The following is a 14,565-nucleotide window of genomic DNA, read 5'->3' as shown; positions in this document are numbered from 1 at the left end:
CCAAGATCAGTATTCTTTTTATTTCCCGATAAAACGGTTAATAACGAGCGCGATCGCTCCGTCGCCCGTAACGTTACAGCCCGTGCCCAAACTGTCTTGCGCCATGTATAGCGCAATCATGACACCGACGGCCGCCTCATTAAAACCGAGCATCGACGTCAAAAGTCCGGAAGCGGCGATAATTGCGCCGCCGGGCACACCCGGAGCTGCGATCATGATGACACCGAGGGCGAGAATAAACGGAAATATTGTACCGAATGTAGGCGCAGGCAACTCGCCAAACAGCATCATTACCGCCATGGACGCGATCGTTATCGTCATGGTGCTGCCGGCAAGATGAATGTTTGCGCCTAAAGGAATGACCGATTCCGCAACGCTGTCGTCGACGTTGTTTCTTTTTGCCTGCTCGGTCGTAACGGGAATCGTAGCCGCGCTCGACATTGTTCCGATCCCGGTAAAATAAGCCGGCAGCATCGTTTTTAATAATCCAAAAGGACTACGGCCCGTGATGCCTCCGGTGATGGAAAACGCACCGATCAAGTACAACCAATGGCTGGCCAACACGAGCAGCAGCACTAGTCCAAAGGAGGCAAGCGTTTCCCAAACGGTTCCCTCGGCCGACAATTCAGCAAAAATACTCGCGATGTAAAAAGGCAACAGGGGAATGACAATCGCCCAAAGCAATTTGACGATGATATTTTTTCCTTCATCGAAAAATTTCTGCAAGGTTGTCGCGTTCGTTTTCGCGATGCCAATCCCGAAAATAAACGCTGTAAAAAGAGCGGTTAAGATATCCATCGCAGGCGGGATTTCAAATTCCAACAAGGAAGAAAACCCGTTTCCTTCATCAATGGCCGAGGCATCGCCGCTCATGAACAAGGGAAGGATCAAAGCTGCCACGATAAAGGCTAACACCCCTGCAATAACGGAGGAACCGTAAGAAAGCCCGGCGGCCCAACCGAGCAGTTTGCCGCCATCTTTTCCCATTTGACTCACACCGCTTGTGATAAAAAATAAAATAATGAACGGAACTACATATTCCAAAAATTGGCCAAAGATCAGCTGGAACGTCATGATGTATTCCATGACTGTGTCATTGACGATGAGACCGATGACAATACCGGCGACAACCCCTGCCAATAGTTTCAGGATAAGCTTCATTTTTAACCTCTCCCTGTCTTAATTATTTACATAAAATTAAAAAATATCTATGCTTAACATAGATTACCAGAGAAAAAGGGGAATTGACCAGTCCCTTTTTTGAGATGAGTCCCGAATCCTGGAGCAGACACAGTTGTACGGTTGCCCGGAACCATTTATGGAGCCTGAATCGGGAGTGGTCGGCTTCATAGAGTCACCATGAGATGCCCATGACGCCCGAATCAGGAGGGTGCCCTCCGGTTCGGGCACCATGAAACGGTCATGAAGCCCGGAAAGCGGCCCCCCGCCACCTGAACCCGTTCCTAAACCCCAAACCCCAAACGCCTCGGTCCCTCTCCCTTCACTGCTTCAGCTTCCGCACGGTATCCACGTCCGGGGTGACAAATACCGTTTTCTGCTCATCGTAGGTGACAAAGCCCGGTTTGGCGCCGTTCGGTTTCTTGACGTGGCGAATGAGTGTATAGTCAACCGGTACGGATCCGGATTCACGTGCTTTGGAATAATAAGCGGCGATCCCGGCTGCTTCTTCCAGCGTTTCATCGTTAAATGCTTCTGCGCGGATGACGACATGGGACCCCGGAATGTTTTTCGTGTGCAGCCACGTGTCCGATCGTCTCGCGAGCCGTCCCGTCAAGTATTCGTTTTGCTTGTTGTTTTTACCGACGAGAATGTCGATGCCTTCGCTGGATTCATAACGGTCGAGACTCGGTTTTTGCTGTTTCTTTTTCTGCTTTTTGGAAGGTTTGGCCTTCAGGTATCCTCCCTCTTCCAATTCCTCGCGGATGTCGGCAATATCCTTTGATTCTATGCTATCCAACTGTTGCAGGAGGCTGTCAAAATAGTCGATTTCACGCAGTGCGCCTTGCCGTTGTTTTTTCACGGCTTTTCCGGCATTTTTCGCTTTGTTGTAGCGTTGAAAATAGGCTTGCGCATTATCGGCCGGTGATTTTTCCGGATCGAGTTCAATGTGAATCGTCGGAGCCTCTTCATCGTAGTAATCCGTTACTTCGGCAACGCTGTCCCCTGGGCGAATTGTGTGCATATGGGCGGTAAGCAGTTCGCCGAGTTTTTGGTTTTCCAAGTCTTTTTCCGCTTGTTCGGCCGTTTCTTTTAGTTTCTCGAGCTTTTTTTCGTTGCGGTTTCGCTGGTTGCGGATAAAGCGTTCCAAGTCAAACGCTCGTTGTTTCACGCGATCGCGATCGGCTTTTCCTTCATAAAAGGCAAATATCATCTCATTGGCGCTCGAAAATACCTCTTTTTTTCCTTCTTTATGCGTCAAATCAATGGCATGAAAAAATTCTTTCGTCCCGTCATATACAATCGTCGGTTGCAGGTGAAAGTCTTTCATCGCGTCCATCATTTCCATGAAGCTATCCACAAGCCGCTGTTTTTCCCCAACGCCGGCCCGATGAACGATTTCTTTCGCGAGCAAAGGCGACATGCCCGTAAACTGTTGCACCAGTTGCCGGTCCAATTTGCCCTGATTGAAATCGAGGGTGCGCAACACGGTATCTTCGTCAGCCTCTAACGGGTTCTTTTTCTGTTGGTCGGGCGGTGCTTCATAAGCCCGCCCCGGCAAAAGGGTGCGGTATCGGTTGACTGACGCCGGTACGTGCTTCATGCATTCCACAATTTTGTCGTCATTATCAATAAGCAAAAGGTTGCTGTGCTTGCCCATCAATTCCATGATAAGCCGTTTATTTTCCCGGTCGCCAATCTCGTCCGTTCCTTCAATGTGTAACGTCGTAATCCGTTCGAGCCCGTCTTGTTCGATGCCGCGTATAAATCCGCCTTCGAGATTTTTTCGAAGCATCCGGCAAAACATAGGGGGCTCTGCCGGGCCCGATTCTGCCGCGGGACTAAAATGCAAGCGCGCAAAACTTGGGTGGATGGAAAATAAAATCGTATGGTTGCGCCCGCTTTTTCGGACGGTCATATTCAAATCAGTAGCGGTCGGTTGTTTGACTTTGGTGATTCGTGCCCCTTTAAGCGTTTCCTGCCATTCGTGGAGAACGGCGCGGAGGACAAATCCATCAAAAGACATGGTGCTCATCCTTTCTAAGCAGGAAAGAAGGATAAATTCAACTTTCTTTCCCGCATAAGTGCAACGAAGACTTTTCGCCATAAAAGCTTAGCGAAAAGCCAAGTTTTCTAACCTTTAACAGTATAGCATGTTTTCCCCACCCGCTGAATAGGATGAAGAAGAAGTCCGAGCTGTGGGGTGTAAATCAGATGAAGTGGCATCAAACCGATCCATATGCGTTGTACAAGTCTTTGAACACCGATGTTGGCACAGGCTTAGACAGCAAAGAAGCCGTGCGCCGATTGCAAAAATACGGTGCCAATAAATTGCTGGAAGAAAAACGGACGCCATGTCCGATTCTTTTTATCGAACAGTTCAAGGATTTCATGGTCCTGATCTTGCTCGTGGCGACATTTGTTTCCGGATTGCTCGGCGAGTATATTGATGCGCTCGTCATTATCGGAATCGTTACCGTCAACGCCATCCTTGGATTTGCGCAAGAACGAAAAGCGGAGAACTCGTTGCATGCATTGAAAGAATTGTCGGCACCGGAAGTCAACGTCTTGCGTGACGGAAGATGGCAAAGCCTCCCATCCGCAGATGTGGTGCCGGGGGACGTTATTCAATTGGATAATGGCGCCCGCATTAGCGCCGATATTCGTCTTGTGGAATCGATGCGGTTAGCCATTGAGGAATCCTCGCTGACGGGAGAATCACTTCCCGCCGAAAAAAATGCCGACCCGATCGCTGCCGAATCGGTAGCCCTTGCCGACAGGCATAATATGGCATTTGCCGGCACAATGGTTAGCCGCGGGCGGGGAAAAGGTATTGTCGTCGATACGGGCATGAAAACGGAAATGGGGAAAATCGCGCATTTGTTACAGTCAACGGAAACGCAGATGACGCCGTTGCAACACCGTTTGGCACAACTCGGAAAAATATTGATCGTCGGTGCGATTTTGCTCACGGCTCTCATTGTCTTTTTAGGGATTCTTCAAGGGCAACCGGTTTATCAAATGTTTATTGCTGGCGTCTCCCTTGCAGTAGCGGCGATTCCCGAAGGGTTGCCGGCGATCGTCACCGTCGCCCTTGCCCTCGGCGTCCAGCGGATGATTCGCCATAAAGCAATTGTTCGCCGCCTGCCCGCCGTGGAAACGCTCGGCTGCGCATCGGTGATTTGTTCCGATAAAACAGGCACGCTAACAAAAAATGACATGACCGTCACCAAACTATGGACATGGACGGAAGAATGGGACGTCGAAGGAGAAGGGCTCGATGCTTCTTTTAGCAAGGACCGAAGCGCCGCAAACCCGGCAAAAAGCCAAGAAGCCAGTGAATTACTTATGTATGGGCTCGTTTGCAATAATGCGGAGATGATAAAAACAGAACCGACACGCGGACCGAAAATCCAAAAGCACGAAGACGTTGAAATTACTGGAGAACCGACCGAATCGGCACTCGTTTTGGCTGCCGCCCGGGCGGGGGTGTTTCCGGAAAAGGCAGCGCGGAAGTTTCATCGGCTTGATGAAATGCCGTTTGATTCAACGAGAAAACGCATGACCGTGATTGTAAAAGATCAAAACGGGCGACGTTTCGTTATCACAAAAGGGGCGCCCGACGTGTTAATTTCCAAGTGCGCCACCGCGCGAATAGAAGGAGAAGATCGTCCGTTAACCCCCGCGCTGCGAGCACAATGGGACAAAATGGTTTCACGCATGGCAAAACAAGCCTTGAGAACGATCGCAATCGCGATCAAGCCACTGCCGAAGGACGTGAATTACGAGGCCGCCGATGTGGAAAGGGACATGACACTGATCGGCTTGCAAGCGATGATGGACCCACCCCGGTCGGATGTGAAAGCGGCGATTAAACAATGCCGGGAAGCGGGAATCAAGACGGTGATGATTACCGGCGACCACATGGAAACGGCAAGAGCGGTTGCGCATGACCTGGATATGCTCCCGGTCCACGGAGAAGTCTTAACCGGAGAGCAACTGGACGCCATGGATGAACAGACGCTTCATCGGGTTGTCGGGAAAACCTATGTGTTTGCAAGAGTTTCTCCCGAACACAAACTCCGCATCGTCAAGGCTGTCCAACAAAACGGGCACGTTGTGGCTATGACCGGGGACGGTGTGAACGACGCCCCCGCCTTGAAAGCGGCCGATATCGGCGTAGCGATGGGGAGGAGCGGTACCGACGTAGCCAAAGAAGCGGCGGCGCTTGTGTTAGCCGATGACAAATTTTCTACGATCAAAGCAGCCATTGAAGAAGGCCGTAACATCTATGATAACATTCGCAAATTCATCCGTTACATGCTCGCTTCCAACGTCGGCGAAATTCTCGTCATGTTGTTCGCGTTGTTGCTAGGCTTGCCTTTGCCGCTCGTTGCTATCCAAATCCTTTGGATCAATCTCGTTACGGACGGACTGCCGGCAATGGCTCTCGGCGTCGACCGGGCGGAAAGCGATGTGATGAAACGGAATCCCCGCAATCCGCGGGAAGGGATTTTTGCACGCGGACTGGGAACGAAAGTGTTGACTCGCGGGTTGTTAATTGGGCTCGTCTCCCTTGCCGCATTTGTCATCACCCTTTACGGTACCGGCATCCCTGAACTCACACACGCACAAACCATTGCTTTTGCCACACTCGTGATGGCCCAACTCATTCATGTGTTCGATTGCCGCAGCGAGTATTCCGTTTTTCACCGTTCCCCATTTGAAAATAAAGCCTTGTTGTGGGCGGTCCTATCTTCCGTCGTATTAATGTTGCTCGTCATCTATGTTCCGGTGTTGCAACCGATTTTTTACACAACCGCACTCGGCTTGAACGATTGGCTCCTTATTCTGGGTCTTTCCGCGATTCCAACCGTCGCACTCGCAGGGGGAGGCATGCGAAAAAAAGAAAGATAATGAAGAAAGAGCCTATGCCGGGCTCTTTCTTCTAATCAAAAACCATTGTTTTTCCATCGGAATTGATGATTTGTGGCCCAACACCTTGTCCTCAACGTTGAAATTGTTTAAAATGAAAATAGTGGATGTGATATACGATGGTCACAAGTATGACCGGTTACGGATTTGCGGAAGAAAAAATTGCAGATGGACGAATCAGCGTTGAAATGAAAAGCGTGAACCACCGTTTTCTTGATGTCCAATTTCACTTGCCGGCAGTCCTCCGCAACCAGGAAGAAGAAGCACGCAAAATCGTGAACGAAAAGGTGCAGAGAGGCAAGGTGGATATAACCGTAACGTTGACCGGGAATCCCTCCTCCCTTGGCGTAGAAAAACATCTACATATCGATTGGCATCTGTTGCGCCAATATTTGCAAGAGGCGAAACAGATGCAAGCGTTCGGTGCCTTTGATGGAAAGCTGTCATTGAATGATTTTTTGTTTAATGAACAGATCGTTTCCGTTCAGGAGGAAACAAGGGAAGCTCCTGCCATCCATCAAGCGCTTTGGAATGCGATGCATAATGCATGCAATAGCTTAATGAGCATGAGAAACAAAGAGGGGCGGTTGCTTTCCCGGGATTTGGAAAGCTATTTGCAGCATATTTCCCAATGCCTGGAAGTATTGGAAACGCGTGTACCCGAGGTGCAATCTCGCTACCGGCAAAAGTTAGAACAAAAAATGAAAGCGATGGTCGATACGGTCGACGAAGAGCGCTTGCTTACGGAAGTGGCGGTTTTTGCCGACAAAAGCGATGTGAGCGAAGAGTTGGCCAGAATGCACGCGCACGTCAAGCAGTGCAAGGAAACGTTAGGTGAGCCGGGGGCCATCGGACGCAAACTTGATTTTATTACACAAGAAATGAATCGAGAAGCTAATACGATCGGATCCAAAGGCAATGACCAGAGCCTATCAAAAGTAGTCGTCGAGATGAAGAGCATCCTTGAAAAGGTGAAGGAACAGGTGCAGAATATCGAATAGAAAAGAGGGTTACCATTGAGTATTAAATTGATTAACATCGGTTTTGGAAATATCGTTTCCGCGAACCGTATCATCGCTATCGTTAGCCCCGAGTCTGCGCCGATCAAACGCATCATTCAAGAAGGCCGAGACCGCAACATGCTCATTGACGCGACGTACGGCAGACGTACGCGAGCGGTCGTGATTGTGGACAGCGATCATGTCATCCTCTCGGCAGTCCAACCTGAAACCGTTGCCCAACGCTTAACGACAAAAGAGGAGAACGATGACGATTAGCGAGCCTTGCAGGTATATCCCACTTCCCAATCGGACATGTTGGTGATACGATTAAAGGGACCGATAAAACGTACGCCAATGGAAGGATGAACAATGTTGAAGAAAGATTACGGGCTGCTCATCGTTCTTTCCGGACCTGCCGGGGTGGGAAAAGGTACGGTTTGCAATGCATTGCGCGCCGTCGATGATTCGATTAACTACTCGGTGTCCGCCACGACACGCGCACCGCGGGAAGGCGAAAAAGACGGCGTGAATTATTTTTTTAAAAACGAAGCGGCGTTTAAGGAAATGATCGCCAATGGCGAGCTGCTGGAATGGGCAAAGTACGTGAACAATTATTATGGTACGCCCCTGCAAAATGTCACGGATACCGTGCAGAAGGGCACCGACATTATATTGGAAATTGAAGTCCAAGGTGCAGCGAAAGTGAGGGAACGTTATCCGGAGGGGGTCTTTATTTTTTTGGCACCGCCGGATCTGTCCGAACTGCGCAAACGCATCGAAGAACGAGGCACCGAAAACAGCGAACTTATTGAGGAGCGCATGACGGTTGCCCAAGCAGAAATTGAAATGATGGCAAACTATGATTACGTCGTGGAAAATGATGACGTCGACAAAGCGGTACAACGAATCCGTTCCATCGTTGAAGCAGAACATTGCCGCAAGGATCGCGTCATTGACTACTATCGACAATCCGTGGAGGTGAAGTAAACCTATGATTTATCCATCGATCGACGCATTGCTCACAAAGATCGATTCGAAGTATTCCATCGTCACGATCGCCGCACAACGGGCGCGTGAGCTTCAGGAAGATGAAGAACGCCAGTCAACGCTCGAGAATCCCACCTCTAACAAACTCGTCGGCATCGCCCTTGAAGAGATGCATGAAGGAAATTTGACGATACAAAAAGATTAGCGAAAACCCCCGTGTTGTTGAACAACACGGGGGTTTTAACGTTATTTCATTTTGAGTGTCTGTGCATTGATCGCTACAATAACCGTACTTAATGACATGAGTACAGCCCCTAAAGCCGGGTCAAGGAGAAATCCCCATGTAGCCAGCACACCCGCCGCGAGCGGAATCGCCACAATGTTGTAGCCTGCGGCCCACCAAAGGTTTTGAATCATCTTGCGGTATGTGATTTTAGATAAATCAACGATGGATACAACATCGAGTGGATCGCTATTGACGAGCACAACATCTGCCGTCTCCATGGCGACGTCCGTCCCTGCTCCAACAGCAACGCCGAGATCGGCATTGGCAAGCGCGGGTGCATCATTAATGCCATCCCCGGTCATGCCGACACGTTTTCCGTCTTTCTTTAGTTCTTTTACTTTTTCTGCTTTTTCATGAGGAAGAACTTCGGCAATGACTTGGTCCATGCCAATTTGTTTGGCCACTTCCTGGGCTACTTTCTCGTTATCTCCGGTAAGCATCACAGTTTCGATACCCATTTCGTGCAAGCGATTAACGGCTTCTTTTGCGGATTCTTTAACAACGTCAGCTAAAGCAATGGCACCGAGTAAGGTTTGCTCCTGAAGGACAAAAACAACAGTCTTCCCGGTTTCCGAGAGTTTGGATAAACGTTCCTCGTCATAACGGATCCCTTCTCTTTGCAAATGCCCTGGGCTGACGACCGAGATAACCTTCCCATCAACGTTTCCGGTAATTCCTGCCCCTGTCAGGGAATCAAAGTTTTCCGGTTGAGGTATGTCGATGTGTTTTTCTTTAACTTTCGCCATCATTCCGGCAGCGATTGGGTGCTCCGATTGTGACTCAAGCGAGGCGGACAATCTTAATAACTCATCTTCGGATACGTCTTTCTCCGGGAGAATGTCTGTAACCCCAAATTCCCCATGCGTTAGCGTTCCGGTCTTGTCAAACATCATCGTGTCTACCTGTCTGGCACTTTCAAACCCGATGCGGTTTCGGATAAATAATCCTTTTTGTGCGGAAATTCCCGTGGAACGAGCAGCCACTAAAGGGATCGCGAGACCGAGAGCATGCGGACAAGAGATGACAAGCACGGTGACCATGCGGGTGACCGCAAACTCTGTATCCACCCCAAGGCCCATCCAAGTGCTGAAGGTCACTATTCCGGCGACAACAGCGACGTAGAACAGCAGACTGGCGGCGCGATCGGAAAGCATCTGTGTTTTTGATTTGCTTTCCTGTGCCTCCTTGACCAGTTGCACGACTTGTGATAAGTATCCTTCATCGCTCGTCTTAGAGACTTCGATCGTCAAAGAACCGGAGGTGTTGATCGCTCCGCCAATGACTTCTTCCCCTGCGCTTTTTTCAACTGGTTCAGACTCTCCGGTAAGCATCGATTCATTGATAGAAGATTTCCCATTTAAAATATATCCATCCGCCGGTATTTTTTCGCCCGGCTTAATAAGCAGACGGTCTCCCTTTTTGAGTTCAGATACGGAGACAGCTGTAACCTGATCATCATCATCCAGTTTATTCGCTTCTTGGGGCATAAGTTCTACCAGAGATTCAAGCGAATCGGAAGCTTTCATCACAGATTTCATCTCAATCCAATGACCAAGAAGCATGATTGCGATCAGTGTTGCCAGTTCCCAGAAGAAATCCATCCCTTCAAGGCCGAAGACTGTAGCGGCACTGTAGACATACGCAACGGCAATGGCAAACCCGATGAGAGTCATCATTCCCGGGGATTTATCCTTGATCTCACTCACAAGCCCCGTTAAAAAAGGCCACCCCCGTAAAAGAAGACAACGGTGGAAAGGATAAGCTCAACGGCTGTATCTCCGGGAAACGTCAAGGAATAGTTAAAGAACATCTGGATCATATCGGACAATAGGATAATAGGGATAGCCAAAATAAGCGTGACGAAAAACCGTTTCTTAAAATCAGCCATCATTTCTCCATGTCCGCTATGCCCGTGGTGGCCATGTCCGGAGTGTCCGCCATGGCCGCCGTGATGATGGTCACCATGCCCATGGTGTTCATGATGATGGTTTTCCTCATGATGCTCGTGGTGATCATGATGATGAGCATCGTCTTTTTGATGGTGATGTTCTTGCTCATGTTGATTTTTATCGGACATTATATCTCCTCCTTCAACTACATAATACCCATGATGGGTATATGCGAAACATGTTATTTCATCCAGAAAGATGAAAAACCTTCACTGATGGCGGCCCGGCTCAAGAGATGCAACAGTGGCTCCGCGGTTCTCCGTAATATGAATATTGTGTGAAGAATCATGTGAAATGATTCACAATATAATAGAAAGGGTATAGGAAAGTAGACGGGAAGTTATTTCCCCGTTAAAAAAAGGGAGGGAATTCACGATGTATAAACAAATGCTTGTCGTCGTAGATGGCTCGATTCCATCCGACTATGCACTAACAAAAGCAATTTATTTGGCGAATCGTTATGACGCTGCCTTATTGATCGGCCACGTGGTGGATACGCGCGGTTTACCGGGAACGTCCGGTTTTTATTATCAAACATTGAAAGACGAGATACAGACAGAGGCGGAAGAATTGCTTGAAACCTCTCGTAAGAAAGCTGAATCCCTGGGGTTGAATGATGTTCAGACCGTCATAAGGTCCGGGAACCCGCGAGCTAAAATTCCAAAAGCGCTGGTGTCTGACTATGATGTCGATTTATTGATCGTTGGGGGAAGCGGAAAAAACGGCGGTGAAAGGATGTTAATCGGAAGTGTGGCGGAAGCGAGTATGCGCCGGGCACCTTGCGATGTTCTCACTGTAAAAACGGAGACAGACGCGAACCTTTATCAGAACATTCTTCTGGCTGTTGATGGATCTGCGCAAGCCGAGCACGCGTTGACCAAAGCGATTCAGTTCGCGAACAGCAACGCCTCCACGCTAACGAATGCGCATGTGATTGAAGAAGGAAATCTTATGACGGATATGGCATTTCATCCGCAAAATTACGAAACGGAAGCGCAAAAAAACGCGGAGCAGATGCTTCAAAATTATAAGCAACAAGCGGAAGAGAAAGGGATAAAAAATGTACAAAACGTCACGCGTATCGGGAATCCGCGCGTAGATGTTCCGCAAGCACTCACGGTCAAACATGAAATCGACCTCCTGATCACCGCAGCAACCGGTCGCAATGCAGTGGAAAAAATCTTTACCGGCAGTGTCGCTGAAGCATCTGTACATCGAGCCCCGTGTGATGTACTCACGGTTAAATAGTCGCGCCGGTAAGGTTTGGCAGAATGTTTAGAAGGATATGATGGAAAATTCATAATAATAAAATTTAATGCTCTTCAAGAAAACCGCAGAAGGAGGTGATGGTAGGTCCATCTCGCTTTGAAGAGAATTCTAATGGGTATTGTTGGCAGGCACCGTATCGACGAATCCGCTCATGCTTGTGATCGAGATTTTTATCATGAAAGGGGACATGCCGGACGATCGGTCTTGATGGACAACGTGAAAAGAAGATGTGAACAAAGGAGCATCAAGGATGGACAAAAAGAAACCGCCGTTTAACCAGAATGTAAATGAATTCGTCGATGCGTATGGTACGGATTCAACGTTGGGGCTTAGCCATGCGGAAGCGCGTAAACGCCTCGACCAATACGGACAAAATGAACTTCCGGGAGAAGAAAAAGAACCGCGCTGGAAAGCTTTTATGAGGCATTTTCATGACATCCTTATCTATGTCTTGCTTGCGGCGGCGGCAGTCACGCTGGTTCTCGGCCATTATATTGATACAGCGGTCATTCTCGTTGTCGCGATCGTTAACGCGAGCATTGGTTATTTTCAGGAAAATAAAGCCGAAAAAGCGCTCGAAGGCATTCGAAATATGCTCTCCCTTGAAGCCAACGTTCGCAGAAACGGGAAGCGACAAACCGTTCCCTCTACAGAACTGGTCGTCGGGGATCTGGTCATGTTATCCCCGGGCGATAAAGTGCCGGCGGATTTACGGTTGGTCCGGGCCGAAGAATTAAATGTTGAAGAAGCTGCGTTAACGGGAGAATCCACTTCTGTCCTTAAACATACGGAACAACTGGAAGAAGACACGGTTTTAGCCGATCGTCTTAACATGACCTTCTCCGGAACAACCGTTGTCTCGGGGACAGGAGCCGGGATTGTCGCGGCTACCGGCACGGATACGGAAATCGGCAAAATCAACCGTTCCATTTCCGATATTGAAGACATAAAAACACCGCTGCTGAAGCAAACAGCTCAATTCGGCAAGATGATTTCCTTCGCCATCGTCGGTCTCGCGCTCGTGATGTTTATCTTCGGTTTCTTTTTCCGGGATTATGAGATCGGTGAATTATTGCTTTCGGTCATTGGCCTTGCCGTAGCTGCTATCCCCGAAGGGCTTCCGGCGATTTTATCGATTATCCTCGCAATCGGGGTTCAAAATATGGCCGGGCGAAACGCGATCGTCCGAAACCTTCCTTCCGTGGAAACCCTCGGTTCCGTTTCTGTCATTTGTTCGGACAAAACCGGCACGCTCACCAAAAATGAAATGACCGTAACGTCAGTCGTGACGGCCGACAGGGAATACAACGTATCCGGCACCGGTTATGTGCCGATGGGCACTATTTTTCATAAAAAGGAAGAAGTGGACACAAATGAAGATACAGCCCTTTATCACTTTCTTTTAAGCGTAAAAAACAATAACGATGCCGAGTTGCACCAGGATGAGGAAGAACACTGGACCGTCATGGGCGAGCCAACCGAAGGCTGTCTCGTAACGCTGGCGGAAAAAGCGAGCACGGCAGTTGATGATTTAGCTGTCGAATCGAAAATCCCTTTTGATTCCGATTATAAATATATGGCGACATTGGTTACGTTGGAAGGCCGAAAAATGATGTTGATCAAAGGGGCGCCCGATCGCATTTTTGATATGGCCGATCAGGAAACTTTGAAAGATGGCACAAAGCAACCGTTTAACCGTAAAGCGTGGACAGAAAAGATGGGCGTCCACGCCAAACGCGGCGAACGCGTTCTCGGTGTTGCTATCAAACCCATGCCTGAAGGCACGGAAAAAATTACGCGTGACGATCTCTCAAAAGGGGTGACCATGCTTGGGCTCGCGGGAATTATTGATCCGCCGAGAGAAGCGGCGGTCACGGCGATTACCGAATGCAAGAAAGCCGGCATCCAGGTGAAGATGATTACCGGCGACCATGCCGAGACCGCGATGGCAATTGGTAAGCAGATGGGCATTGAGACCGGTGCAGCCGCCCTCGAAGGCAAGGATCTCGATGCCATGGCGCAAGCAGAACTGGAAGAAGCGGTCGAAAAGCACCAAATTTTTGCCCGCACGAGCCCGGAAAACAAATTACGCTTGCTGGAAGCTTTGCAGGCAAAAGGAAAAATTGCGGCCATGACCGGCGATGGCGTCAACGACGCCCCCGCGCTCAAAAGGGCGGATGTCGGGGTGGCGATGGGCATCAAAGGAACCGAAGTCGCCAAAGACGCTTCCGAAATGGTGCTTGTGGATGATCATTTCAAAACGATTGTCAATGCCGTGGAGGAAGGGCGCAGAGTCTATGACAACTTAAAAAAAACGATTCTGTTTATTCTCCCGACCAACGCCGCCGAAGCCTTCTTAATCATGGCGAGTATTCTCATTGGCGTGGCAATGCCGTTGACGCCGGTGCAAATTCTCTGGGTGAACATGGTGTCATCCGTCACCGTCTCCCTGGCGCTGGCCTTTGAAGGTCTGGATAAAGGCGCGATGGACAAACAACCGCGCAATCCGAAAACCCCGCTTTTGAGTGGATACTACATTTTTCGCATTTTGTTCGTCGCCATTTTGATCGGAGGCGGAACGTTGGCGATGAATCTCACCATGGTCGAACAAGGGTATGATCAAAGCATCGTTAATACGGTTACGCTGCAAACCATTGTGCTGGCGCAAATGTTTCACTTGTTTAATTGTCGCTCCGAACTTAATTTTGCTTTCAATAAAGACTTTTTCAAAAACAAAGCCGTCTTTGTCGTTTCAGCCTTGTTGATCGGACTTCAGCTCGCGATCACGTACGTGCCGTTTATGAACATGGTCTTCGGCACCCGTCCGATTGAACTTGCATATTGGACATTCCCGGTTATCATGGGCATTGTCGTGTTTATTGTTGTAGAAATTGAGAAGTCAATTACAAAGCAGATCGTTAAAAGGAAAGACGCGCGTTAGCCAACACAGGGGGTCTTT

General features: G+C 49.1%; 9 protein-coding genes and 1 pseudogene. 7 read left to right on the top strand and 3 right to left on the bottom strand.

Annotated features, from left to right (window positions below):
* Nucleotides 1–18 precede the first annotated feature (18 nt).
* Nucleotides 19–1,161 (bottom strand): dicarboxylate/amino acid:cation symporter, encoded by a 1,143-nt coding sequence (locus HUG20_RS12220; protein ID WP_200084955.1) that lies wholly within the window; start codon nucleotides 1,159–1,161, stop codon nucleotides 19–21.
* A gap of 340 nt (nucleotides 1,162–1,501) precedes the next feature.
* Nucleotides 1,502–3,205 (bottom strand): Rqc2 family fibronectin-binding protein, encoded by a 1,704-nt coding sequence (locus tag HUG20_RS12215; protein WP_200084954.1) that lies wholly within the window; start codon nucleotides 3,203–3,205, stop codon nucleotides 1,502–1,504.
* Between the two features lie 188 nt (nucleotides 3,206–3,393).
* On the opposite strand from HUG20_RS12215, the gene HUG20_RS12210 reads away from it, so the two are divergent.
* The 5 genes from HUG20_RS12210 (at nucleotide 3,394) to rpoZ (ending at nucleotide 8,307) form a co-directional block, all read left to right on the top strand.
* Nucleotides 3,394–6,096, top strand: a complete 2,703-nt coding sequence (locus HUG20_RS12210) for a calcium-translocating P-type ATPase, SERCA-type (RefSeq protein WP_200084953.1) — start codon at nucleotides 3,394–3,396, stop codon at nucleotides 6,094–6,096.
* Between the two features lie 137 nt (nucleotides 6,097–6,233).
* Nucleotides 6,234–7,115, top strand: coding sequence for a YicC/YloC family endoribonuclease (locus HUG20_RS12205; RefSeq protein ID WP_200084952.1), 882 nt, complete (start codon nucleotides 6,234–6,236; stop codon nucleotides 7,113–7,115).
* A 15-nt stretch (nucleotides 7,116–7,130) separates the two neighbouring features.
* Entirely contained in the window at nucleotides 7,131–7,391 is a 261-nt protein-coding gene (remA, locus tag HUG20_RS12200; protein WP_200084951.1) for an extracellular matrix/biofilm regulator RemA, read from the top strand.
* 96 nt (nucleotides 7,392–7,487) lie between these two features.
* Nucleotides 7,488–8,102 (top strand): guanylate kinase, encoded by a 615-nt coding sequence (gene gmk, locus HUG20_RS12195; protein ID WP_200090494.1) that lies wholly within the window; start codon nucleotides 7,488–7,490, stop codon nucleotides 8,100–8,102.
* Nucleotides 8,103–8,106: 4 nt separating this feature from the next.
* Nucleotides 8,107–8,307 carry a DNA-directed RNA polymerase subunit omega gene (gene rpoZ, locus HUG20_RS12190; protein ID WP_200084950.1) on the top strand — a complete coding sequence of 67 codons (201 nt, stop codon included), beginning with the start codon at nucleotides 8,107–8,109 and terminating at the stop codon, nucleotides 8,305–8,307.
* Between the two features lie 41 nt (nucleotides 8,308–8,348).
* Here rpoZ and HUG20_RS12185 read toward each other — a convergent pair.
* Nucleotides 8,349–10,465, bottom strand: a pseudogene (locus tag HUG20_RS12185) (copper-translocating P-type ATPase).
* Between the two features lie 247 nt (nucleotides 10,466–10,712).
* Here HUG20_RS12185 and HUG20_RS12180 point away from each other — a divergent pair.
* Together HUG20_RS12180 and HUG20_RS12175 are read left to right on the top strand one after the other, a co-directional pair.
* Nucleotides 10,713–11,585 (top strand): universal stress protein, encoded by an 873-nt coding sequence (locus HUG20_RS12180; RefSeq protein ID WP_200084949.1) that lies wholly within the window; start codon nucleotides 10,713–10,715, stop codon nucleotides 11,583–11,585.
* Nucleotides 11,586–11,856: 271 nt separating this feature from the next.
* Nucleotides 11,857–14,547: a cation-transporting P-type ATPase gene (locus HUG20_RS12175; protein ID WP_200084948.1), complete on the top strand. Its 2,691-nt coding sequence runs from the start codon at nucleotides 11,857–11,859 to the stop codon at nucleotides 14,545–14,547.
* The last annotated feature ends 18 nt before the right edge of the window (nucleotides 14,548–14,565 follow it).

Source organism: Salicibibacter cibi (genome assembly GCF_016495865.1).
Lineage (GTDB): Bacteria > Bacillota > Bacilli > Bacillales > Marinococcaceae > Salicibibacter > Salicibibacter cibi.
Note: the sequence above shows the minus strand (reverse complement) of the source record. Positions and strands in the feature narration are given on the sequence as shown.

Excerpts from the sequence above, each read along its gene's own strand:
- HUG20_RS12220 (WP_200084955.1), bottom strand. The coding sequence starts at position 1,161 with ATGAAGCTTATCCTGAAACTATTGGCAGGGGTTGTCGCCGGTATTGTC.
- HUG20_RS12215 (WP_200084954.1), bottom strand. The coding sequence starts at position 3,205 with ATGTCTTTTGATGGATTTGTCCTCCGCGCCGTTCTCCACGAATGGCAG.
- HUG20_RS12210 (WP_200084953.1), top strand. The coding sequence starts at position 3,394 with ATGAAGTGGCATCAAACCGATCCATATGCGTTGTACAAGTCTTTGAAC.
- HUG20_RS12205 (WP_200084952.1), top strand. The coding sequence starts at position 6,234 with ATGGTCACAAGTATGACCGGTTACGGATTTGCGGAAGAAAAAATTGCA.
- rpoZ (WP_200084950.1), top strand. The coding sequence starts at position 8,107 with ATGATTTATCCATCGATCGACGCATTGCTCACAAAGATCGATTCGAAG.
- HUG20_RS12180 (WP_200084949.1), top strand. The coding sequence starts at position 10,713 with ATGTATAAACAAATGCTTGTCGTCGTAGATGGCTCGATTCCATCCGAC.
- HUG20_RS12175 (WP_200084948.1), top strand. The coding sequence starts at position 11,857 with ATGGACAAAAAGAAACCGCCGTTTAACCAGAATGTAAATGAATTCGTC.